Annotated in this window: 15 protein-coding genes and 1 pseudogene; 8 read left to right on the top strand and 8 right to left on the bottom strand. The window is 71.1% G+C overall.

Annotation, left to right across the window (positions count from 1 at the left end; genetic code table 11):
* Positions 1-2: 2 nt before the first annotated feature.
* The 5 genes from N5875_RS29095 to N5875_RS29115 all read right to left on the bottom strand — a co-directional run bounded on the left by N5875_RS29095 (position 3) and on the right by N5875_RS29115 (position 7,520).
* The gene (locus N5875_RS29095) at positions 3-1,835 is read right to left on the bottom strand and encodes a branched-chain amino acid ABC transporter permease (RefSeq protein ID WP_318207226.1); all 1,833 of its coding nucleotides are present in this window, start codon (positions 1,833-1,835) and stop codon (positions 3-5) included.
* Between the two features lie 5 nt (positions 1,836-1,840).
* Complete coding sequence (locus tag N5875_RS29100; protein WP_318207225.1) at positions 1,841-2,770, bottom strand: branched-chain amino acid ABC transporter permease; 930 nt, start codon at positions 2,768-2,770, stop codon at positions 1,841-1,843.
* A 117-nt stretch (positions 2,771-2,887) separates the two neighbouring features.
* On the bottom strand, positions 2,888-4,120 hold the full coding sequence (locus N5875_RS29105; protein WP_318207224.1) for a branched-chain amino acid ABC transporter substrate-binding protein: 1,233 nt from the start codon (positions 4,118-4,120) through the stop codon (positions 2,888-2,890).
* Between the two features lie 546 nt (positions 4,121-4,666).
* Complete coding sequence (locus tag N5875_RS29110) at positions 4,667-5,161, bottom strand: hotdog fold thioesterase (protein WP_318207223.1); 495 nt, start codon at positions 5,159-5,161, stop codon at positions 4,667-4,669.
* A 76-nt stretch (positions 5,162-5,237) separates the two neighbouring features.
* Positions 5,238-7,520, bottom strand: a complete 2,283-nt coding sequence (locus tag N5875_RS29115) for an FdhF/YdeP family oxidoreductase (RefSeq protein ID WP_338497127.1) — start codon at positions 7,518-7,520, stop codon at positions 5,238-5,240.
* A gap of 188 nt (positions 7,521-7,708) precedes the next feature.
* Here N5875_RS29115 and polA point away from each other — a divergent pair, with 188 nt between their 5' ends.
* Both polA and N5875_RS29125 read left to right on the top strand, forming a co-directional pair.
* Positions 7,709-10,366, top strand: a complete 2,658-nt coding sequence (gene polA / locus N5875_RS29120; protein WP_338499294.1) for a DNA polymerase I — start codon at positions 7,709-7,711, stop codon at positions 10,364-10,366.
* A 563-nt stretch (positions 10,367-10,929) separates the two neighbouring features.
* A pseudogene (locus N5875_RS29125) lies at positions 10,930-11,223 on the top strand (serine hydrolase); the annotation flags it as partial.
* A gap of 220 nt (positions 11,224-11,443) precedes the next feature.
* Here N5875_RS29125 and N5875_RS29130 read toward each other — a convergent pair.
* Entirely contained in the window at positions 11,444-12,352 is a 909-nt protein-coding gene (locus tag N5875_RS29130) for a DUF4184 family protein (RefSeq protein WP_338497128.1), read from the bottom strand.
* A gap of 258 nt (positions 12,353-12,610) precedes the next feature.
* Between N5875_RS29130 and N5875_RS29135 the strand changes: the two genes are divergently transcribed.
* The 3 genes from N5875_RS29135 to N5875_RS29145 all read left to right on the top strand — a co-directional run bounded on the left by N5875_RS29135 (position 12,611) and on the right by N5875_RS29145 (position 15,831).
* Entirely contained in the window at positions 12,611-14,431 is a 1,821-nt protein-coding gene (locus N5875_RS29135; protein ID WP_338497130.1) for a lytic transglycosylase domain-containing protein, read from the top strand.
* A 232-nt stretch (positions 14,432-14,663) separates the two neighbouring features.
* Entirely contained in the window at positions 14,664-14,804 is a 141-nt protein-coding gene (locus N5875_RS29140; protein ID WP_106975930.1) for an SPW_0924 family protein, read from the top strand.
* A 10-nt stretch (positions 14,805-14,814) separates the two neighbouring features.
* The gene (locus N5875_RS29145; RefSeq protein ID WP_338497134.1) at positions 14,815-15,831 is read left to right on the top strand and encodes a DUF3068 domain-containing protein; all 1,017 of its coding nucleotides are present in this window, start codon (positions 14,815-14,817) and stop codon (positions 15,829-15,831) included.
* Here N5875_RS29145 and hrpB read toward each other — a convergent pair.
* Positions 15,815-18,451 (bottom strand): ATP-dependent helicase HrpB, encoded by a 2,637-nt coding sequence (gene hrpB / locus N5875_RS29150; protein ID WP_338497136.1) that lies wholly within the window; start codon positions 18,449-18,451, stop codon positions 15,815-15,817. The genes N5875_RS29145 and hrpB overlap by 17 nt on opposite strands.
* An 83-nt stretch (positions 18,452-18,534) precedes the next feature.
* Positions 18,535-19,374, bottom strand: coding sequence for a class I SAM-dependent methyltransferase (locus N5875_RS29155; protein WP_338497137.1), 840 nt, complete (start codon positions 19,372-19,374; stop codon positions 18,535-18,537).
* Positions 19,375-19,720: 346 nt separating this feature from the next.
* Between N5875_RS29155 and rpsA the strand changes: the two genes are divergently transcribed.
* From rpsA to coaE, 3 genes are all read left to right on the top strand, one after another.
* Positions 19,721-21,235 (top strand): 30S ribosomal protein S1, encoded by a 1,515-nt coding sequence (gene rpsA / locus N5875_RS29160; protein ID WP_030325237.1) that lies wholly within the window; start codon positions 19,721-19,723, stop codon positions 21,233-21,235.
* 179 nt (positions 21,236-21,414) lie between these two features.
* A complete protein-coding gene (locus N5875_RS29165; RefSeq protein ID WP_318207216.1) occupies positions 21,415-22,353 on the top strand; it encodes a PAC2 family protein in 939 nt (312 codons plus the stop codon).
* Between the two features lie 31 nt (positions 22,354-22,384).
* Positions 22,385-22,987, top strand: coding sequence for a dephospho-CoA kinase (gene coaE, locus N5875_RS29170; RefSeq protein ID WP_318207215.1), 603 nt, complete (start codon positions 22,385-22,387; stop codon positions 22,985-22,987).
* Positions 22,988-22,990: the final 3 nt, after the last annotated feature.

Raw genomic sequence — 22,990 nt, forward strand, 5'->3', positions numbered from 1 at the left:
GTTCAGGCACCTGCCTTGGCGAGCGTGGCGGGCGTCTCGTCGTTCTCGTGGAACTCCAGCTGGTTGCGCCGGTTGGCGATCATGCCTTCCGGGCGGAAGCGCATGAGCAGGATCAGCGCGACGCCGAAGGCGAAGAGCTGGTACTCGCCCATGAACTGGAGCTTGTTCGGGATGAGGAAGAGCAGCGAGGCACCGACCAGCGGGCCGCTCATCGTGCCCATGCCGCCGAGGACGACGGCCGCGAGCAGGAAGGCGGAGTTGGGCGGGATGGGACCGGCGAAGAGGTACTGCTCGGGGGTCACCGTGTAGGTGACGTGGGCCTGCACGGTGCCGGCGAGGCCGGCGAGCGAGGCGCCGAGTGCGAAGGCGATGAGCTTGACCCGGAAGCCGTTGATGCCCATGGCGAGTGCGGCGGTCTCGTCCTCGCGGATGGCGACCCAGGCGCGGCCGATGCGGGAGTCGCCGCTGCGCCGGAAGACCAGCACGACGACTGCCATGATCAGCAGCATCAGGAAGAAGTAGTTGGCGAAGCGGCCGATGGTGAAGCCGGCGATGACGTGTTCGGCGCCGAAGTCGAATCCGAAGATGTTCAGGTTCGGGATGGACGCGATGCCGTTGGAGCCGTTGGTGATGTCCGGGCCGGAGGTGCCGTCGGTGTTCATGACGGCGATACGGAAGATCTCACCGAATCCGAGCGTCACGATGGCGAGGTAGTCGCCGCGCAGTCGCAGGGTGGGGGCGCCGATGAGGACGCCGAAGACCAGGGAGGCTCCGGCGCCGACCAGGATGGCGGCCCAGAAGGGGAGTTGCACGCCGAAGGGGGAGGTCGGGGCGCCCGAGACGAGGGCGGCCGCGTAGGCGCCGACGCCGAGGAAGGCGACGTATCCGAGGTCGAGGAGACCGGCGAGGCCGACGACGATGTTCAGGCCCAGGGCGACGGTGGCGAAGATCAGGATGTAGACGCCGAGGGTCGCGTACTGGTCGTCGGTCTGGGTGAAGGGGAAGAGTGCCGCCGCGGTGAACGCGCCCGCGATGGTGAGGTTCTGGTGCTTCTTGGTGAGCTGGGTGGCCTGCTGCATGAGGCCCGACTTGTTGACCGCGGCGAAGCCGAGGCCGGCCGTGATCAGGAAGCCGAGGAACAGTTCGTCGTACTCGGTGCCGACGCCGTAGGTGAAGACGCCGAGTGCCACGGCGAGGATGCCCGTGATGATCAGGATCTCGACGGAGGAGTGCATCGGGGGCAGCTTGCGGGCGGTGCCGGTGGCGGCGAAGGCGCCCTTGAAGGCCGTCCAGCCGTTGCCGGCGCGGTGCTTGAACTGGTCCCAGCCGGTGTCCTCGGGGTCCACGGGGTGCACCTTGGGCCGCTCGAAGGGGAGGGCGAGGGCGCCGAGGAGGGTGATGAGGGTGGCGAAGGCGACGATTGCGCCGCCCGGTTCCAGGTTGACCGGTCCGCCGAGGGAGATGCTGATGGCGGCGACGGTGTACCAGGTGGTGCCGAAGGTGGCGAGTGCGGCGAACTTGAGGGCCGCGTCGGCGCCGGCGGGGGTGAGCCAGCGGGTGCCCTTGACGCCGTAGGAGGAGAGGGCGAAGAGGGTGGTGAGCAGACCCAGGACGAGGACCTGGAGCTGGAGGCCGGCCGGGGAGCCGTAGTACGTGAGGTCGCCGGGGAACGTGTCCGTCCAGGTCCAGGAGAGGAAGCAGCTGGCGACGGTGAGGACGGCGCCGCCCAGGACGAGGGCGCGGGCGGCCTTGGCCGGCACGAAGCCGATGAGACCGGTGGCCTCGTCCTGCTTGGTGACCGGGGCTGCCTGGGGGTTCTCGGAGATGGTGGTCATGGTGCTCACGCCCTGTCCGCGACGCGCTCGCCCAGGAGGCCTTGTGGCCGGGCGAGGAGTACGACGATGAGGAGTACGAAGGCCCAGACGTCGGCCCAGGACTGGCCGCCGAGCTGCTCCATACCGGGGATGTGGCTGATGTACGCCGTCGCCATGGTCTCGGCGATACCGAGGACGACTCCGCCGATCATGGCTCCGTAGATGTTGCCGATGCCTCCGAGGACGGCGGCGGTGAAGGCCTTGAGGCCGAGGAGGAAGCCCATCTTGTAGTCGACGACGCCGTACTTGAGGCCGTAGGCGACGGCGCCGACGGCGGCCATGGCGGCGCCGAGGGCGAACGCGATCACGATGATGCGGTCGGTGTTGACGCCCATGAGCTTCGCGGTGTCCGGGTCCTGCGCGGTGGCCTGCATGCCGCGGCCGACGCGGGTGCGCATGACGAAGAAGGCGAGGACGGCCATGCAGATCGGGGCGGCGATCAGGAGGAAGACGTCGCCGGTCTGGATGGTGACCGGGCCGAGTTCGATCGGACCGCCGGGGATCTGCGGGAAGGTCCGGGCGGACTTCGCCTCGGGGTACCAGACCCACACCGCGTACTGCAGGGCGAGCGAGAGACCGATGGCGGTGATGAGGGGGGCGAGGCGGGGGCCGCCGCGTAGCGGACGGTAGGCGAATCGTTCCGCTCCGACGGCTATGGTGGTGGCGACGATCACGGCACCGATGATCATGATGGGCAGCGCGACCCACATGCTGGTGCCGCCGGGCAGGATGAGCCAGACCGTGAGGGCCCCGAAGCCGCCGGTCATGAAGATCTCGCCATGGGCGAAGTTGATGAGCTGGACGATGCCGTAGACCATCGTGTAGCCGACGGCGACGAGCCCGTACATGGATCCCAGTAGCAGGCCGTTGACCAGCTGCTGCGGCAGTTCGTTCACCGCATTGTCCTCCGAGACTTTCGACGGATGTGACACCGCGCGGGGAGCCTGGTGCGGCCCCCCGCGCGGTGAAAGTGGTGCTGAGTGGTGCTGGTGGTGCTGGGGTGGGGGCTGGGATCAGCCGCCGAAGGTGTCGGACTTGACGGGCTTGAACGCGCCGCCCTCGACCTTGTAGACCGTCAGCTGCTTGTTGGTGGTGTCACCGAACTCGTCGAAGGAGACCTTGCCGGTCACGCCCTCGAAGGAGACACCCTGCATGGCCTCGACGACCTTGGCGCGCTCGGGGGCCTTGCCGCCGTTGCCCTCGGTGGCCTTCTTGACGGCCTCGATGATCGCCCAGGTGGAGTCGTAGGCGTAGCCGCCGTAGGCCTCGTAGGCCTCCTTGTAGCCCTTGGCCTTGTAGTTGGCCAGGAACTCCTTGGCGGAGGCGAGGGACTCGATCGGCGCGCCGACGGAGGTGGCGATGTCGCCGTTGGTGGCGGCCGCGCCGCCGAGCTTCACGTACTCGGGGCTGTAGATCGCGTCGCCGCCGACGACGACGACCTTCGCGCCGGCTTCCTTGATCTGCTTGGCCAGCGGGCCGGCGGCCGGGTACTCGCCACCGTAGTAGACGACGTCGGCGCCGGAGCTCTTCACCTTGGTCGCGACCGCGGAGAAGTCCTTGGTGTCGGGGTTGATGTGCTCGGTGCCGAGGACCTTGCCGCCGAGCTTCTCGAACTCGCCCTTGAAGGTGCCCGCGAGGCCGGCGCCGTAGGTCTTCTTGTCGTCGATGATGAAGGCCTTGGTCTTCTTGGCCTCGTTGAAGACGTACTGCGCGGCGAACGGGCCCTGGATGGCGTCCGTGGTCGCGGTGCGGAAGTACGACGTGTAGGTGCGCTTCTTCTCGCCCTTGCTCCAGTTGATGCCCTGGCTCAGCGCCGGGTTGGTGTTGGCCGGGGAGACCTGGACCAGCTTGGCGTCGTCGAAGACCTTCTGCATCGACTCGGCGACGGAGGAGTTCAGCGGGCCGACGACGCCGAGGACGCTCTTGTCGGCGACGAACTTGGTCGCGTTCTGCTGGCCGGCGGAGGGCTGCGCCTGGTCGTCCAGGGACTCCAGCTTGAAGGTCACGCCCTTGACGTAGGCCTTCTCGTTGGCCGTCTTGACCGCGAGGTCGGCGGAGTTCTTGATGCCGAGGCCGAGGGCGGACAGCTCGCCGGTGAGGGGTGCGTCGAGACCGATGGTCACGGTGACGTTGCCGCCGTCGCCGCCCTTTTCGGCGCCCTTGTCGTCGCGCGAACCACAGGCGGTGAGGGTGAGTGCTCCCGCGGTGACCGCGGTGGTGAGTATGAGCATCGAACGGTTTCGCACGAAGGGTCCTTTCCCTGGCGCGGCCCCCTCGGATGAGGCGGTGCCGTGAAGCTGCGGAGCGAGGGGTGCCGTTTTGGAACGCCGGGCCGTACTGGAGTTGGTACAGGGCCGTGCAGTAGAACGCGCCCGGCGGCGCGGTGACTGGCGGTGACTCTAAGCGCAGGTGGGGAGGGTCGGGGAGCGCCGAGGACAGGATGTGACTGTCTTGTTATGCCGAGGGGGGAAGAGTGTGCGCGTCGGGTGGATAAACCGGGACGTAAGGGTCTGTAATGCGGTGTTCACATACTGAGAACGCGCAGTTCCGCTAAGGGGCTTGAGCGATTCTTGGTACTGACGGTCCGCTCAGCGGACTCTCCGGATATCGGACAACGGCAGAAACCTGAGCGGACGAACCGGCCCCTCCGCTTCGGTCGGCGACACCCCTTGTGCATGTGACACAGCGTGACGAAATCGAGGGTGGGGCCGGGGTGGGAATGCCGAAGGGGCGGCACCCGCGGGTGCCGCCCCTTGGTCGTTCATGGCTGGTCAGGCCTTGTGTGTCACCGCTCAGGCGTTCGACGTGTCCGGAATGGTGGACGCGTCCTTCGTGGTGACCTCACGCAGCAGACACGTCAGCCGCGCCGTGCAGACCCGCTTGTCCTGCTCGTCGGTGATCACGATCTCGTACGTGGCCGTCGACCGCCCACGGTGCACCGGCGTCGCCACGCCGGTCACCAGACCGCTGCGCACCCCCCGGTGATGGGTGCAGTTCAGATCGACGCCCACGGCGATCTTCGACACCCCGCCGTGGAGCATCGAGCCGATGGAGCCCAGCGTCTCCGCGAGCACCGCCGAGGCGCCGCCGTGCAGCAGACCGTACGGCTGGGTGTTGCCCTCCACCGGCATGCTGCCGACGACCCGCTCGGCGGAGGCCTCCAGGATCTGGACACCCATCCGGTTCCCGAGGTGTCCGGCCGAGAAGAGCGCGGGGAGGTCGACGCCCAGCGCCGCGTACTCGTCGAGGACTTCCTGCGGGAACTTCACGTGCTGCTGCTCACCCATGCCCGGCTCCGTTCGTCTTCGTACGGCTTCGTATGGCTTCGTACGGCTGGTCTTCCTGAGCTGCCTGAGCAAACGCTTAGGCGGAGGGTGATTGTTCCAGACGGACGATCACGGACTTGCTCGCGGGGGTGTTGCTGACGTCCGCCGTCGACTCCAGCGGCACCAGCACATTCGTCTCCGGGTAGTAGGCCGCCGCGCACCCACGGGACGTCGGGTAGTGCACCACCCGGAAGCCGGGCGCCCGCCGCTCGCTGCCGTCCGTCCACTCGCTCACCAGATCCGCGTACGTCCCGTCGGCGAAGCCCAGCGCCGCCGCGTCCTCGGGATGGACCAGGACGACCCGGCGGCCCCCCTTGATGCCCCGGTAGCGGTCGTCGAGACCGTAGATCGTGGTGTTGTACTGATCGTGCGAGCGCAGCGTCTGAAGGAGCAGCCGCCCCTCCGGCACCCTCGGGTACTCCACGGGCGCCGCCGTGAAATTGGCCTTGCCGGTCTTCGTCGGGAAGCGGCGCTCGTCGCGCGGTCCGTGCGGCAGCCGGAAGCCGCCGGGGTTCGCCGCCAGACGGGCGTTGAAGTTCTCGAAACCGGGCACCACGCGCGCGATGCGGTCCCGGATCGTGGCGTAGTCGGCCTCGAACTCCTCCCAGGGCGTGGCCGATCCGTCACCGAGGACGGCGCGGGCCATCCGCGCCACGATCGCCGGCTCGGACAGCAGGTGCGGGCTCGCGGGCGGCAGATTGCCCCGCGAGGCGTGCACCAGACTCATCGAGTCCTCGACCGTCACGAACTGCTTGCCGCCCGCCTGCACGTCCTTGTCGGTACGGCCCAGCGTGGGCAGGATCAGCGCGCGCGTGCCCGTCACCGCGTGCGAGCGGTTCAGCTTCGTCGAGACGTGGACGGTCAGCCGGGCCCGGCGCATCGCCGCCTCCGTCACCTCCGTGTCGGGTGTCGCCCCCACGAAGTTGCCGCCCATCGCGAAGAACACCTTCGCCTCGCCGTCGCGCAGCGCCTGGATCGACCGGACCACGTCGAAGCCGTGGTGGCGCGGCGAGACGATCCCGAACTCCTTGTCCAGGGCGTCGAGGAAGGCGGGCGCGGGCCGCTCGAAGATCCCCATCGTGCGGTCGCCCTGCACGTTCGAATGGCCGCGCACCGGGCACACCCCGGCGCCCGGCCGGCCGATGTTGCCGCGCAGGAGAAGGAAGTTGACCACCTCGCGGATGGTCGGCACCGAGTGCTTGTGCTGGGTGAGACCCATCGCCCAGCACACGACGGTCCGCTCCGAGGCGAGCACCATCTCCAGGGCCCGCTCGATCTCGGAACGGTCCAGACCGGTCGCGGCGAGGGTCTCGTCCCAGTCGGCCTCCCCGGCCGCCGCCACGAACTCCTCGTACCCATGGGTGTGTTCGCGAACGAACTCCTCGTCGACCGCCCCGGCCGTCTCCAGGACCAGCTTGTTCAGGAGCCGGAAGAGGGCCTGGTCGCCGCCGATCCGGATCTGGAGGAAGAGATCGTTGAGCGCGGCGCCCTTGAGCATGCCCTGCGGGGTCTGCGGGTTCTTGAACCGCTCCAGGCCCGCCTCGGGCAGCGGATTGACCGAGATGATCTTCGCGCCGCCCGCCTTGGCCTTCTCCAGGGCCGAGAGCATCCGCGGATGGTTCGTGCCGGGGTTCTGCCCGGCGACGATGATCAGGTCCGCCCGGTGCAGGTCCTCCAGGGAGACGCTGCCCTTGCCGATGCCGATGGTCTCCGTCAGCGCCGAGCCCGAGGACTCGTGGCACATGTTGGAACAGTCCGGCAGGTTGTTCGTACCGAACTCGCGGGCGAAGAGCTGGAGCAGGAACGCAGCCTCGTTGCTCGTCCGCCCCGAGGTGTAGAAGAGCGCCTCGTCGGGGGAGGCGAGCGCCCGGAGCTCCTCCGCCACGATCGCGAAGGCACGCTCCCAGGTCACCGGCTCGTACCGGTCGCCGCCCTCCGGCAGCAGCATCGGCTGGGTGATCCGGCCCTGCTGGCCCAGCCAGTACCCGCTGCGGGTCGCCAGGTCCGCCAGCGGGTGCGCGGCGAAGAACTCCGGGGTCACCCGGCGCAGCGTCGCCTCCTCGGCGACCGCCTTCGCGCCGTTCTCGCAGAACTCCGCCACATGCCGCTTGTCCTCTTCGGGCCAGGCGCAGCCGGGACAGTCGAAGCCGTCCTTCTGGTTGACCTTGAGCAGGGTCCGCGCGGTGCGGCGCAGCCCCATCTGCTCCTGGGCGATCCTCAGGGTGTGCCCGATGGCGGGCAGCCCGGCGGCGGCGTGCTGCGGCGGCGTGACCTGCGGTGCGTCCTGGACCGGGTCGCCGACCGGCGGCTTGCTGACCATCACGCTCTCCCTTGAGCGGTAATCCTGCGGCGTACGTCTCCGATCCTGTCACGCGGCGGTGACAGCCCGGCACCCCGCCGGTGCGGGCGGGGACGGTGGGCGGGATTGTCAGTCGTCCGTGGCAGGATCGTCATGTGGCCGAGACAGCATCGAAGAACCCCGCAGACACCCGCCCCCGCCTGCTCCTCATGGACGGGCACTCGCTCGCGTACCGGGCGTTCTTCGCGCTGCCCGCGGAGAACTTCACCACCGCGACCGGGCAGCCGACGAACGCGATCTACGGGTTCGCCTCGATGCTGGCGAACACGCTGCGCGACGAGGCGCCCACGCACTTCGCGGTCGCCTTCGACGTGTCCCGCAAGACCTGGCGGTCCGAGGAGTTCCCGGAGTACAAGGCGAACCGCTCCAAGACCCCCGACGAGTTCAAGGGGCAGGTCGAGCTGATCGGCGAGCTCCTCGACGCGATGAACGTGCCGCGGTTCGCCGTCGACGGCTTCGAGGCGGACGACGTCATCGCGACCCTCACCACCCAGGCCGAGGCCGAGGGCTTCGACGTCCGGATCTTCACCGGCGACCGGGACTCCTTCCAGCTGGTCTCCGAGCGCACCACCGTGATCTACCCCACCAAGGGCGTCTCCGAGGTCACCCACTTCACCCCGGAGAAGGTCCAGGAGAAGTACGGCCTCACGCCCTCGCAGTACCCCGACTTCGCGGCCCTGCGCGGCGACCCGTCGGACAACCTGCCCGGCATCCCCGGCGTCGGCGAGAAGACCGCCGCCAAGTGGATCAACCAGTTCGGCTCCTTCGACGAGCTCGTCGAGCGCGCCGAGGAGGTCAAGGGCAAGGCCGGCCAGAACTTCCGCGACCACCTGGAGTCGGTCAAGCTCAACCGCCGGCTGACCGCGATGGTCACGGACGTCGAGCTGCCGAAGGGCGTCTCGGACCTCGCCCGCGAGCCGTACGACCGCGGGGCCGTCGCCCTCGTCCTCGACACCCTGGAGATCCGCAACCCCTCGCTGCGCGAGCGGCTCCTCGCCGTCGACCCGGGCGCCGCCGAGGACACCGCCCCGGCCCCGGAGGCGGGCGTCGAGATCGACGGCACCGTCCTCGGCGCCGGCGAGCTCGCCCCCTGGCTCGCCGAGCACGGCACCGAGCCCCTCGGCATCGCCACCGTCGACACCTGGGCCCTCGGCACGGGGAACGTCGGCGAGATCGCCCTCGCCGCCGCCGGAGGCGCCGCCGCCTGGTTCGAGCCGAGCGCGCTCGACGAGGCCGACGAGCAGGCCTGGGCCGCGTGGATCGCCGACCCCGACCGGCCGAAGGTCATGCACAACGCCAAGGGCGCCATGCGGGTCTTCCCCGAGCACGGCTGGAGCATCGCGGGCGTCACCATGGACACCGCCCTCGCCGCCTACCTCGTGAAGCCCGGCCGGCGCTCCTTCGCGCTCGACGCGCTCTCCGTCGAGTACCTCCACCGCGAGCTCGCCCCCGCGGCCGCCGCCGACGGACAGCTCGCCTTCGGCGCCGACGACACCGCCGAGGCCGATGCCCTCATGACCCAGGCGCGGGCCGTCCTCGACCTCGCCGCCGCCTTCGACGAGAAGCTCGGCGAGGTCGGCGCCCGCGAGCTCCTCCACGACGTCGAGCTGCCCACCTCCGCCCTCCTCGCCCGCCTGGAGCGGCACGGCATCGCCGCCGACCGCGACCATCTGGAGGCCATGGAGCAGCAGTTCGCCGGCGCCGTGCAGCAGGCCGTGAAGGAGGCGCACGCCTCCGTCGGCCACGAGTTCAACCTCGGCTCGCCCAAGCAGCTCCAGGAGGTCTTCTTCGGCGAGCTGAACCTGCCGAAGACCAAGAAGACCAAGACCGGATACACGACGGACGCGGACGCCCTCGCCTGGCTGGCCGGCCAGACCGAGCACGACCTGCCCGTGATCATGCTCCGCCACCGCGAGCAGGCCCGGCTGCGCTCCACCGTCGAGGGCCTGATCAAGACGATCGCGGCCGACGGGCGCATCCACACCACCTTCAGCCAGACCGTCGCCGCCACCGGGCGCCTCTCCTCCACCGACCCCAACCTGCAGAACGTGCCGGTACGGACGGACGAGGGCCGCGCCATCCGGCACGGCTTCGTCGTCGGCGAGGGCTTCGAGGCCCTCATGACCGCCGACTACAGCCAGATCGAGCTGCGCGTCATGGCCCACCTCTCCGAGGACGAGGGCCTCATCGAGGCCTTCACCTCCGGCGAGGACCTCCACACCACCGTCGCCTCCCAGGTCTTCTCCGTCGAGCGGTCCGCCGTCGACGCCGAGATGCGCCGCAAGATCAAGGCCATGTCGTACGGCCTGGCCTACGGCCTCTCCGCCTTCGGCCTCTCGCAGCAGCTGAACATCGACCCGGGCGAGGCCCGCGGCCTGATGGACACCTACTTCGAGCGCTTCGGCGGGGTACGGGACTACCTGCACCGAGTCGTCGACGAGGCCCGCGCCACCGGCTACACCGAGACCATGCTCGGCCGCCGGCGCTACCTGCCCGACCTCAACAGCGACAACCGCCAGCGCCGCGAGGCCGCCGAGCGGATGGCGCTCAACGCCCCGATCCAGGGCACGGCCGCCGACATCGTGAAGGTCGCGATGCTGGGCGTCGACCGGGCGCTGACCGAGGCGGGCCTCGCCTCCCGGATGCTCCTCCAGGTCCACGACGAAATCGTGCTCGAACTCGCCCCCGGCGAGCGAGAGCAGGTCGAAGCCCTGGTCCGCGAGCAGATGTCGGCCGCGGCCGACCTCCGCGCCCCCCTGGACGTCTCGGTAGGCGTGGGCCACGACTGGGACTCAGCAGCCCACTGACGCCGAACGCCGCCCCCGTTGTGGGCATTCGTTCCGCTGGGGCGGAACGGGTGGGCACAACGGACGGCGCGCATTGCTGCGCCTAGGCTCCCGCGCCTGGACCCGCACCACGTGCACGCCGTGCGGGTGGTGCGGGACCGGTACCGGCAGGTGTGCGCCAGGTGGACCAGTAAGGGGGGCGGGCCCGCGCCCCCGCTCCCGAGACTGGGGGCATGATCACGAGCCGCCTCCGGGCCCTCGCCCTCCTCGCCGCCCTCCTCGGGGCGGCAGGAACCACCTGGCCGGCCGAGGCGCACCGCGCCCCCGCCCTCTGCACCTCCACCCGTGAACCCACCCTCGCCGCCCGCCTGTCCCAGGACATCACGGCCGCGCTCAAGGGCCGCGACGGCCGGGTCTCCGTCGCCGTCCACGACCCCCAGCGCGGACTGGACTGCCGGCTCGGCGACACCCTGGCGTACGACTCCGCCAGCATCGCCAAGGTCCTCATCCTCCAGGCCGTCCTCGGCCGCGCCGAGGAGCTCGGCCGGGAGCCCACCGCGCTGGAGTCGCGGCGGATGAAGGCGATGATCACCCGCTCCGACAACACCGCCGCCGGCGAGCTGTGGGCGGGCCTCTCCCGCGCCCGGCTGAACAGGGTGCTGCGCGAGGCCGGCGCCCAGGACACCGTCCTCGGCCACGACCGCTACTGGGGCCTCACCCGCACCACCGCCCGGGACCAACTTGCCCTGCTCGCCGCCGTCTCCCGTCGCACCATCGCGATGGACCTGATGGGGCAGATCGTCCGCGACCAGGCCTGGGGCGTCACGGCGGGCGCCCCCAGTACGGTCAAGGTTCATCTCAAGAACGGCTGGCTGCCCCGCGCGACCCATGCCTGGCGCGTCCACAGCATCGGCGTCGCACGACCGGCGGCCGCCACCACCACGGGCGGCGGCACGGTCGACTACCGCATCGCCCTGCTCAGCCACGACAACCCCACCATGAAGTACGGCGTCCGCACCCTGGAGGGCGTCTCCCTCGCCGTGCACCGCAGACTCTCCGGCGGCGCCGCGGCCCGCGGCTTCACCCCGCCGGACAGGATCAGCGAGATCCCTGACGGGAGCGCTCCGGCCGAGGTGCCGGGCGGTCCCCTCCTTCCGGCGCCGGGGGAGTCGTGGCCGGAGCCTCCGGCTTCGGCGTGGGCGACGATCCCCGGAGCCGTACCCCCGCCCCGTACAGCACGAGCCCGACGGCGAGCCCCGCACCGGCCCCGAAGCAGGCCGTCGGAATGACGTCCAGGGGCGTCTCGATCCGGTCCCAGCCCCAGTACGAGGCCCAGCGCAGCACCCGGTGGGCCATTCCGGCGAGGACGCAGCCGCCGATGAGTCCGGCCGCGAGCAGCCGCCCGCGCCGGCCCGGGACCCGTACCCCGGCCGGCAGCTCCACGCCCGGGGCGGCGGAGCGGAGGGCCCGCGCGGTGAACCAGATCAGCAGTCCGAGGGCCAGCGCCGAACCCCCGTACTGCGCATAGAGATAGACGGGGAACCCGGCCACGACGTCTCCGAGGAACGGGATCGCCCGGGTGCCCCAGCGGTCGATGTGGGTGAAGGAGTCCCACACCACATGGGTCGTCGCGCCGATGATCGCGGAGAGGGCGAACCACCCGGCGAGCGCGGCCGGATGCCGGTCGCGCCAGACACCTCCCCGGACGAACGCGTAGACCCGCCCGCGCCACCGGGCGGGCAGCAGCACCACGAGCGGCTCACGGACCGTCAGCCACAGGGCCACCAGCAGCGCGGTGATCAGCACATCGGCCGTGACGATCCCGACGGCGGAGTGGGTGACGTCCCCGAAGACCATCGCCCCGGGGAACGCCGTCGCCGCGAAATAGGTCATGTCGGGCGCGAAGGAGCCCGCGACGAGAGCGGACGCGACCAGCGGTCCGCGTGCGGTCCCGTTCCTGCGCAGTCCGGGCAGCACGGCAGCGGCATGGCTCAGCGTGAACGGCAACGGGTGTTCCCCCAGGTTCCGGTGGCGACGGCCGGAGTGCATCATCGGCCGCAGTGCAAGAGGTGCCCGACCCTCCGCCCGGTTCCCGCTCCGGTCGCTCTCCGTGCCCGGCGGGGGCAGTCGTCAGGCAGCCGAGAGGTGACGAAAGCGTGAAACACGGTCAGGCGCCGGTGTCCGGTGGACCGGAGTTGGCATAGGGTCGCCAGAGTCTCGCGCGGGGAGCGCGGGACCCCAGTCGAGGGGGAAGGGACCACGGACATGTCAGCGCACTTGGGTCGCAGGCTGCGCAAGGGGGCCACCAGCGGTGCGGTGGTGGCCGCGGCGGTCGCCGCGCTCGCCGCCTCACAGGCGCCGGAGATGACCCCGCCGCCCACCGACAACGCCGGCGGAGACCGGGCCGTCGGCGCCGGGGACTCCGCCACGCCGCCCTCCGGCGACGGCTCCGCCACCGGCAACTCGCCGTACTACACGGAGCTGCCGCCGCTGAACACGCCGAACAAGCCCGGACTGCCGCCCGTCCAGCTGCCGGTGATAACCGGGCCCGCCCAGGCCGGCATACCCGCGTCCGTGCTCGCCGCCTACCAGCGCGCCGAGCAGTCGATCCGTTCGACCACCCCCGGCTGCAACCTGCCCTGGCAGCTGCTCGCCGGCATCGGAAAGGTCGAGTCCGGACAGGCGAGCGGCGGCCGGGTCGACGCCAACGGAACGACGCTCAAGCGGATCGTCGGCCCTGCCCTCAACGGCAACGGATTCGCCAACATCACCGACACCGACGACGGCCTCTACGACGGTGACCCCACCCACGACCGCGCCGTCGGCCCGATGCAGTTCATCCCGTCCACCTGGGCCACCTGGGGGCAGGACGCGAACAGCGACGGGAAGAAGGACCCGAACAACATCTACGACGCCGCGCAGGCAGCCGGTCTCTACCTCTGCGCCAACGACCGCAACCTCGCGCTCAAGGCCGACCTCGACCGCGCGATCCTCAGCTACAACCGCTCGACCGAGTACCTGAACACCGTCATGTCGTGGTTCGAGTACTACCGGCGCGGCACCCACCAGGTCCCGGACGGCACGGGAGTGCTGCCGGTCGACCGCAGCGACAACCGGGGCCAGGGCAACCGCCCCCTCCCCACATCGCCGCTCACACCGTCCCCGACGACCCCCGCCACGAAGCCGCCCGGGACGGGCACGCCCAAGCCCGACCCGACGAAGCCGGGTGGGCCTTCGGAGGTCACCAAGCCGCCGACGAAGCCGACCCCGCCGGTGAAGCCCCCGGTCACGCCGCCGACGAAGCCGCCCGTTCCGCCGACCGTGCCGCCGGCCCTCAAGGTCGCGCGCCTCGCGGTCGTCTCCTCCGGCCCCCTCACCGCGACCACCGAGAGCGCCTTCACCAAGACCCCGACGGTCGCGGCGCTCGACGCCGCGGGCGCGCCGATCACCGGTGTGAGCATCCGCTTCGAGATCAGCGGCACCACCGACACCCGCTTCTCCGGCGGTGCGACGACCGCGACCGTCACCACGGGCTCGGCCGGCATCGCCGCCGCCCCCACCCTGCGGGCGGGCGAGAAGACCGGGTCGTTCACGGTCAAGGCCACCGTCGTGGGCCGCGGCATGGACGCGACCGCGTTCACCGCGACCGTCACCGAACGACAGGCGGACGCCCTCGCCCGGGTCGGCGGCGACCCGCTGTCGGCCACCACCGGCACCACGTTCGGCCAGTCCGTACAGGTGAAGGCCACCGCCAAGGGCGTGCTCGCTCCCGGTGTGCTCGTCACGGCCGTGATCGCCGACTCCGCGGGCACCCAGGAGAGCGCCGACGGCCCGACCTTCAAGGACGGCGGCGTCCGTACGCTCGTCCTGAAGACCGACGAGAACGGCCTGATCTCGCTGCCGGCCATTCTCGCGGGCGACAAGGCCGGCGAGTACGTGCTCCGCCTCACCGCTCCCGGCGGCGGCACCACGGAGATCAAGATGACGGTCACCGCGCCCACCGCGACCCCGAGCCCGAGCCCGAGCCCGGAGCCCACCTCCTCCGGCACCGGCTCGCCCGAGGCCTCCCCCTCGCCCTCGGCCTGACCGGCCCGCGTCTCCCTCTCCTCCCCACGCGCCGCTCCTCCGCCCCCACCGGGCGGGGGAGCGGCGCTTCGCGTTCCCCGTGCGGGCGAACGGCTTTCCGGGATGTCCGGGCGGCGGCGGGTGGCACCGGGATCCCCGCGCAGGGCGGTGCAACGTGTTCTCATCTCGCGGTCGTGTTGCTACGGTGCCCCCGCCCTGACGGCCTATCAGATCGCACCCCGGGAGGCCGACCATGCGTGCCCTCGTCGCCGCCGCCATCGGACTCGCCCCAGTCCTCCTCTTCATCCTCCTCGTCTCCGTGGTCGATCTGCCGCCCGACGGGCCCACCTCGCCCAAGCCCCTGCTGACCGCCGACCCCGGCCCCAAGAAGTAGGGGGGCGACCGTGCGCCGCCGAGCCAGCCTCGTCCTCCTCGCCCTCGCCGTCTTCTGCGTCGCGATGGCCCCGACCCTGCGCTGGTACGCCTTCCCCCGCCTGGCGAAGATCCCGCCGAACCAGTACCAGGAGACCGTCCTGGAGGCGCAGCCCGCGACCCTGCTCAACTACTCCACCCTCAAGGCGGAGAAGGTCGACAAGATCACGATCATCCAGACCCTCAAGGGCAACGTGGAGGAGTCGCGGCGCATCGAACGCGACGCCGGGCGCGACGTCGTCGTCTGGGACGCCCTCGCCTACATCACGGGCCCCGACGGCAAGATGGTCTCCAAGGTCCCCGAGCGGTACATCTTCGACGCCCACACCCAGGACCCCGTCAACGCCACCGGCGAATCCGTCGACGGCGACCCGGTCCGGCGCGAGGGCATCGAGTTCAAGTGGCCCTTCCTCACCGAGAAGCGGGACTACCAGTACTTCGACGCCCAGACCCGCACCTCGTCGCCCATCCACTACAAGGGCACCCGCACCTTCCGGGGCATGGAGGTCTACTACTTCGAGCAGACCATCCCCTGGACCCGGGTCCCCATGCCCAAGACCATGCCGGTCAAGATCCCCCCGGAGGTCATCGCCGAATCCGGACTCACCCGCTGGTACACCACCAAGCGGATGTTCTGGATCGAGCCCGTCACCGGCGCCCCCGTCAACGGCGAGGAGATCCACAAGGAGGAGCTCCGCAACGCCAAGGCGCTGATGGGCGTCGACACCCTCACCGTCTTCGAGGGCCATGTGAAGATGCGCGAGGACTACATCGAGAGCGTCGGCGAGATGGTCTCCTCCAACCGCCTCACGGTCCTCCTGCTCGTCTCCTACGTCCCCTGGAGCCTCACCTTCCTCGCGCTGCTCCTCCTCGCCCTCGCGCTCTGGCTGGAGGCACGCTCCCGCCGCCCCGCACCGGAGGCCGGCCCGGCACCGGAGGCCGGCACCGTCCCGGAGGCCCGCACCGCCCCGCTCACCCCTCCCGTCTGAGCCGCGCGCTCGTGAACCGGGTCGCCTCCGCCGCGGAAGGGTCCTCGGGCCACGGATGCTTCGGGTACCGCCCCCTCAACTCCGCCCGCACGGACCGGTAGCCGTCCCGCCAGAACGACGCCAGGTCGGCGGTGACCGCCGCCGGCCGCCCGGCGGGGGAGAGGAGATGGACGAGCACCGGGACCCCCGCCACCCGAGGCGTCTCCGCGAGCCCGAACAACTCCTGGAGCTTCACCGCGAGCACCGGCCGCTCACCGCCGTACTCGACCCGGATCCGCGAACCGCTCGGCACCTCGATCCGCTCGGGTGCCAGCTCCCCGAGCCGCCCCGCCTCGCCCGACGCCCAGGGCAACAGCCGCCGCAGGGCCTCACCGGCGTCGATCCGCCCCAGGTCGGTGCGCCGCGCGGCGCGGGACAGCTCCGGCTCCAGCCACTCCCCGGCCCGCCCGACGAGCGCCTCGTCCGCCACGTCCGGCCAGGGTTCCCCCACCTCCCGGTGAAGAAAGGCGAGCCGCGCCCGCAGCTCCCCGGCCTCCCGGCTCCACCGCAGCAGCCCGAGCCCCTCGCGCCGCAGCCCGTCGAGCAGCGCCTCCCGCACAAGCGCGGGCTCCGCCTTCGACCCGAGCGGCCGGACCGTCAGCTCGACCGCACCGAGCCGGTCCACCGACCGCGCGACCACGTCCCCGTCCTCCCAGTGGACCTCCTCGCCGGCGGACCGAAGATGCCCGGCCGCCCGCCGCGCCATGTCCTCGTCCACCACGGCCGCCAGCCGCACCCGCGCCGTCGCGTCCCGCGCCGTACGGTCCGCCACCGCCACGGCCAGCCACGGGGTGGCCCGCAGCCCGGAACCCTCACCGAGCCGGGCTCCGCTCCCCGACACCATCAGGTAGCCCCCCTGCTCCCGCGCCCTCGCCACCCGCTCCGGAAAGGCCAGCGCCGTCACGAGACCGGCCACCGCGTCGTCCCCGGTCGCCGGCCCCGCCGAAGCCCCGGCGGCAGCGAGGTGCGCCGAAGCCCCCGGAGTCGCCGAAGCCGACAGAGCGGCCGACGTCGCCGAGGTCCGCGAAGCCCCCGAGCCTCCGTCGCCCACCGCCTCCGCCGCCGACCGCTCCAGGCGGCGGGCCTCCGCCTTCCACCGGGCGCCGTACCCGTCGGTGCCCCGGCGCGCGGCGCGCCAGGCCGCCGCCAGGTCGTCCCCGTAGTCGCGCGGCGGCTCCTCGCTGAGCAGTGCCACCACCTCGGCGGCCCGCCGTACCCCGACCTCCGGCGCACCGTCCAGGAGCGCACGGCCGAGCCGGGGATGGAGACCGAGGCGGGACATCCGTACCCCTCGATCGGTGGCCCGCCCGGCCTCGTCCACGGCTCCGATCGAGCCGAGGACCGAACGCGCCGCCGCCATCGCCCCGGCGGGCGGCGCGTCGAGCAGGGCGAGCCCCTCCGCCGTCGGGTCACCCCAGCAGGCCGCCCGCAGGGCGAAGTCCGCCAGGTCGGCGACCTTGATCTCCGGCGACGGGAAGCGCGGCCTGCCCCCGTCGCTCGCCTCCGCCCAGCAGCGGTAGACGAAGCCGAAGGCCTCCCGGCCCGCCCGGCCCAGACGCTGGGTCGCCGTCGCCTCCGAGACCGTCACCGTCGCCAGCGAGCCGAGCCCCCGGGCGTGGTCCATGCGGGGCTCACGGGCCAGACCCGAGTCCACGACGATCCGCACCCCCGGCACCGTCAGGCTGGACTCCGCCACCGAGGTCGCGAGCACCACCCGCCGCCGCCCGCCCGGCTCCGTACCGCGCAGCACCGCGTCCTGCACCGCCGCCGGCGCCCGGCCGTGCAGCTGGAGCACCTCGGCGTCCACATCGGCCAGCATCCCGGCCGTCCGCGCGATCTCCCCCGTACCCGGAAGGAAACAGAGGACGTCCCCCTCGTGCCGCTCCAGCGCGAGCCGGACCGTCGCGGCGACGTGCCGAAGCAGCGCCGGATCCACCCAGGTGCCGTGGGCGGGCCGGATGCCCGAAGGCGGCGCCTCGAAGAAGACCCGGCAGCCGTGGCCCTCGCCCCTGCTCCACACCACCGGCGCGGGCCCGCCACCCTCCAGGACCGTGAGGAGATCGGCCCAGGCCGCAGCGTCGCTCGTCGCCGACGCGGCGATCAGCTTCAGCTCGGGCCGCAGGGTGGCCCGCACGTCCACGAGGAACGCCATCGCCGTGTCGGCGTCCAGATGCCGCTCGTGGCACTCGTCGAGCAGCACCACGTCGACGCCCGCCAGCTCCGGATCGCGCTGGAGCCGCTGGAGCAGAATGCCCGTGGTCACCACCTCGACCCGGGTCGAGGGGCCCGTCCGCCGCTCGCCGCGCACCGAGAAGCCGACCGTGCCGCCCGCCTCCTCGCCGAGCAGCCACGCCATCCGCCGTGCCGCCGCCCGCACCGCCATCCGCCGCGGCTCGGCCACCAGGACCCGACGCCGCGGTCCCTCCCCTATGAGACCCGCGAGGGCGAGCGGCACCAGCGTCGTCTTGCCGGTGCCGGGAGGCGCGGACAACACGGCCGTACCGCGCCGGTCGAGCGCGGCCAGCAGCTCGGGGACGGCATGGCGGACGGGGAGACGGTCGAGTGCGTCGTTTCGGATCACGCACTCAGTCTCGTACGGGACGCGAAAAAGGTGGGTCCCGTTGTCCACAGGACCCACCCATTAATAGGACAAGTGCGGGAACGCTACTCCGCGCGCTCGCAGACGAAGATCGCCGTGCCCGGGATCAGGTTCCCCCGCAGCGGGGACCAGCCACCCCACTCCTGGCTGTTCCACTCCGGCCACTCCGGCTCGACCAGGTCGACCAGGCGGAACCCGCCGGCCACCACGTCCCGCACCCGGTCGCCGATCGTCCGGTGGTGCTCCACGTACACCGCCCGCCCCTGCTCGTCCTGCTCCACGTACGGGGTGCGGTCGAAATAGGAGGCCGCGATCGAGAGGCCCTCCGGACCGGGCTCGTCCGGGAACGCCCAGCGGATCGGATGCGTCACCGAGAACACCCACCGGCCGCCGGGCCGCAGCACCCGCCGCACCTCCCGGAACACCTTCACCGGGTCGGCGACGAACGGCACCGCGCCGTACGCCGAGCACGCCAGGTCGAAGGAGCCGTCCTTGAAGGGCAGGTCACCGGCGTCGGCCTCGACCAGCGGCACGTCCCCACCGATCCGCAGCGCGTGCTGGAGCTGCCGGTGCGACAGGTCCAGGGCCACCGGCCGCGCCCCCTGCGCCGCCAGCCAGCGCGAGCACTGCGCCGCGCCCGCCCCGATCTCCAGGACGTCGAGACCCTTCAGCGAGGCGGCCGGCCCGAGGAGCCCGGCCTCGGCCTCGTCGAGCCCCTCCGGACCCCAGACGAACCGGTCGTCGCCCAGGAACGATCCATGATCGTTCTGGTAGTCGTCGGCGTTCCTGTCCCACCAGCCGCGGCTCGCCCGACTGCTCTCCGCGTCCCCCGCGTCACGCCGGGTCGCCTCCGCCTCGTCCTCGGTCGAGTCGGAGGGGACTTCGTGTTCGTACTCTTGGTTCATCTCGCCCGCCGATGTAGTTTGCGCTCAGTGCCGCTGTGCGCGGATCACGCCGATGAGGCGTGGAAGGACACAAGTTGGTGCCGGAGTTGAGCCGATCTGCCCCGGGTGCGCGCTTCGCGCATTGACCCTGTCCGGCCGCCCCCGTATGCTAAAGGTTGCGCTGCGGGCCTGCGCGCCTCAGACGGAGCAGGCCGCGCTCGTACCTGTTGTATGTCCCCTCGGTTTTCGAGGCTCCTCCCGTTCGCGGGAAGGGGGCCTCATTGGCTGTCCGGCTTCTTGGTGCGATACGGGCTCTCGGCGTAGCAGTACCTACGACTTTCTGTCCGTAACCGGAGCCCTTTCCCACATGACGAGCAGCACCGAGACCACCGCCACCAGCACCACCCCGCAGGTTGCGGTCAACGACATCGGTAACGAGGAAGCCTTCCTCGCCGCGATCGACGAGACGATCAAGTACTTCAACGACGGCGACATCGTCGACGGCGTCATCGTGAAGGTCGACCGGGACGAGGTCCTGCTCGACATCGGTTACAAGACCGAAGGTGTCATCCCGAGCCGCGAGCTCTCGATCAAGCACGACGTCGACCCGAACGAGGTCGTCAAGGTCGGCGACGAGATCGAGGCCCTGGTTCTCCAGAAGGAGGACAAGGAAGGCCGCCTGATCCTCTCGAAGAAGCGTGCCCAGTACGAGCGCGCCTGGGGCACCATCGAGAAGATCAAGGAAGAGGACGGCATCGTCACCGGCACCGTCATCGAGGTCGTCAAGGGTGGTCTCATCCTCGACATCGGCCTCCGTGGCTTCCTGCCGGCCTCCCTCGTCGAGATGCGTCGCGTCCGCGACCTCCAGCCCTACGTGGGCAAGGAGCTCGAGGCGAAGATCATCGAGCTGGACAAGAACCGCAACAACGTGGTCCTGTCCCGCCGTGCCTGGCTGGAGCAGACCCAGTCCGAGGTTCGCCAGACCTTCCTCACGACCCTCCAGAAGGGTCAGGTCCGCTCCGGCGTCGTGTCCTCGATCGTCAACTTCGGTGCCTTCGTGGACCTGGGTGGCGTCGACGGCCTCGTGCACGTCTCCGAGCTGTCCTGGAAGCACATCGACCACCCCTCCGAGGTTGTCGAGGTCGGCCAGGAGGTCACCGTCGAGGTTCTCGACGTGGACATGGACCGCGAGCGTGTCTCCCTGTCGCTGAAGGCGACGCAGGAGGACCCGTGGCAGCAGTTCGCCCGGACCCACCAGATCGGTCAGGTCGTCCCGGGTAAGGTCACCAAGCTGGTTCCGTTCGGTGCGTTCGTCCGCGTGGACGAGGGCATCGAGGGTCTGGTCCACATCTCCGAGCTGGCCGAGCGCCACGTGGAGATCCCGGAGCAGGTCGTCCAGGTCAACGACGAGATCTTCGTCAAGGTCATCGACATCGACCTCGAGCGTCGTCGCATCAGCCTCTCGCTGAAGCAGGCCAACGAGTCCTTCGGTGCCGACCCGGCCTCGGTCGAGTTCGACCCGACCCTGTACGGCATGGCCGCGTCCTACGACGACCAGGGCAACTACATCTACCCCGAGGGCTTCGACCCCGAGACCAACGACTGGCTCGAGGGCTTCGAGACCCAGCGCGAGGCCTGGGAGACCCAGTACGCCGAGGCGCAGGCTCGTTTCGAGCAGCACCAGGCTCAGGTCATCAAGTCCCGCGAGGCCGACGAGGCCGCCGCTGCCGAGGGCGCTGCCGCCCCGGCCGCCGGTGGCAACGCCGGTGCGGGCATCTCGGGTGGTTCGTACTCCTCGGAGTCGGACGACAACTCCGGCGCCCTGGCGTCGGACGAGGCGCTCGCCGCCCTGCGCGAGAAGCTGGCCGGCGGCCAGAGCTGAACAGGCTCTCCGCTGAGCGCTAGCCGCTAGCGAACCGAGGCCCGTTCCCCTTCGGGGGAGCGGGCCTCGGTCATGTTCCGGCCCTTCGAAGACCGCGCTCGTACGGAAGATCGTGCCGTCAGGGAATGGCGTTGCCGCGCGAGACGTTCCCAGAGAGAACACGAGGAGGAGCGGTAATCGTGCTTGATCCCCAGGATTTGTACGAATGGGACGCCAAGGGCCTGGCTGTCGTCGACCTGGCACTGGCGCAGGAGTCGGCCGGCCTTGTCATGCTGTACCACTTCGACGGCTACATCGACGCGGGCGAGACCGGTGAGCAGATCATCGAAGGCCTGCTCGACACCCTGCCCCACCAGCTCGTGGCCCGCTTCGACCACGACCGGCTCGTGGACTACCGCGCCCGCCGCCCGCTGCTGACCTTCCGGCGCGACCGCTGGACCGCGTACGAGACGCCGTCCATCGAGGTCCGCCTCGTCCAGGACGCCACCGGCGCCCCCTTCCTCGTCCTCTCCGGCCCGGAGCCGGACGTGGAGTGGGAGCGGTTCGCCGCCGCCGTCCGGCAGATCATCGAGCGCCTCGGCGTGCGCCTCTCCGTGAACTTCCACGGCATCCCCATGGGGGTACCGCACACCCGGCCCGTCGGCCTCACCCCGCACGGCAGCCGCACCGACCTCATGCCGGGCCACCGCAGCCCCTTCGACGAGGCGCAGGTACCCGGCAGCGCCGAGGCCCTCGTCGAGTACCGGCTCACCGAGTCCGGCCACGACACCCTCGGTGTCGCCGCGCACGTCCCGCACTACGTCGCCCGCTCCCCGTACCCGGACGCGGCACTGACCGCGCTCGAGGCCGTGACGGCCGCCACCGGCCTCGTCCTCCCCGAGGTCGCGCACTCCCTGCGGACCGAGGCCCGTCGCACCCAGACCGAGATCGACCGCCAGATCGGCGAGGGCGACGAGGAGCTGGTCGCGCTCGTGCAGGGCCTTGAGCACCAGTACGACGCGGTGGCCGGCGCGGAGACCCGCGGCAGCCTGGTCGCCGAGCCCGTCGACCTGCCGTCGGCGGACGAGCTGGGCCGCGAGTTCGAGCGCTTCCTCGCCGAGCGGGAGGGCGACTCCTGACCCGCCCGGGGCAGGCCCTAAGCTGCCGCTCATGCTGAAGGTGGGCCTGACCGGCGGGATCGGCGCCGGCAAGAGCGAAGTGTCACGGCTGCTCGTCTCGTACGGGGCCGTGCTGATCGACGCGGACCGGATCGCCCGCGAGGTCGTCGAGCCCGGAACGCCGGGGCTCGCGGCCGTCGTGAAGGCCTTCGGGGACGACGTCCTCACCGCCGGGGGAACGCTCGACCGACCGAAGCTCGGCTCCATCGTGTTCGCCGACGCCGACCGCCTCGCCACCCTCAACGCCATCGTCCACCCGCTGGTCGGGGCCCGGTCGGCGGAGCTGGAGAGCCGGGCGGGCACGGGTGACGTCGTCGTCCACGACGTACCCCTGCTCACCGAGAACGGGCTCGCACCCCTGTACGACCTGGTCGTGGTCGTGGACGCGTCTCCGGAGACCCAGCTCGACCGGCTCGTACGGCTCCGGGGCATGGCCGAGTCCGAGGCACGGGCCCGGATGGCGGCCCAGGCCACGAGGGCGCAGCGACTGGCCGTCGCGGATCTCGTGATCGACAACGACGGGCCGCTCGACGCGCTCGAACCGCAGGTACGGAAGGTCTGGGACGAGCTGGAGCGCCGGGCGTCGGTGGAATGAGGG

Origin of the sequence: Streptomyces sp. SJL17-4, assembly GCF_036826855.1 — a bacterium.
Classification (GTDB): Bacteria; Actinomycetota; Actinomycetes; order Streptomycetales; family Streptomycetaceae; genus Streptomyces.

Excerpts from the sequence above, each read along its gene's own strand:
- N5875_RS29095 (WP_318207226.1), bottom strand. The coding sequence starts at position 1,835 with ATGACCACCATCTCCGAGAACCCCCAGGCAGCCCCGGTCACCAAGCAG.
- N5875_RS29110 (WP_318207223.1), bottom strand. The coding sequence starts at position 5,161 with ATGGGTGAGCAGCAGCACGTGAAGTTCCCGCAGGAAGTCCTCGACGAG.
- N5875_RS29115 (WP_338497127.1), bottom strand. The coding sequence starts at position 7,520 with ATGGTCAGCAAGCCGCCGGTCGGCGACCCGGTCCAGGACGCACCGCAG.
- polA (WP_338499294.1), top strand. The coding sequence starts at position 7,709 with ATGGACGGGCACTCGCTCGCGTACCGGGCGTTCTTCGCGCTGCCCGCG.
- N5875_RS29135 (WP_338497130.1), top strand. The coding sequence starts at position 12,611 with ATGTCAGCGCACTTGGGTCGCAGGCTGCGCAAGGGGGCCACCAGCGGT.
- N5875_RS29140 (WP_106975930.1), top strand. The coding sequence starts at position 14,664 with ATGCGTGCCCTCGTCGCCGCCGCCATCGGACTCGCCCCAGTCCTCCTC.
- N5875_RS29155 (WP_338497137.1), bottom strand. The coding sequence starts at position 19,374 with ATGAACCAAGAGTACGAACACGAAGTCCCCTCCGACTCGACCGAGGAC.
- rpsA (WP_030325237.1), top strand. The coding sequence starts at position 19,721 with ATGACGAGCAGCACCGAGACCACCGCCACCAGCACCACCCCGCAGGTT.
- coaE (WP_318207215.1), top strand. The coding sequence starts at position 22,385 with ATGCTGAAGGTGGGCCTGACCGGCGGGATCGGCGCCGGCAAGAGCGAA.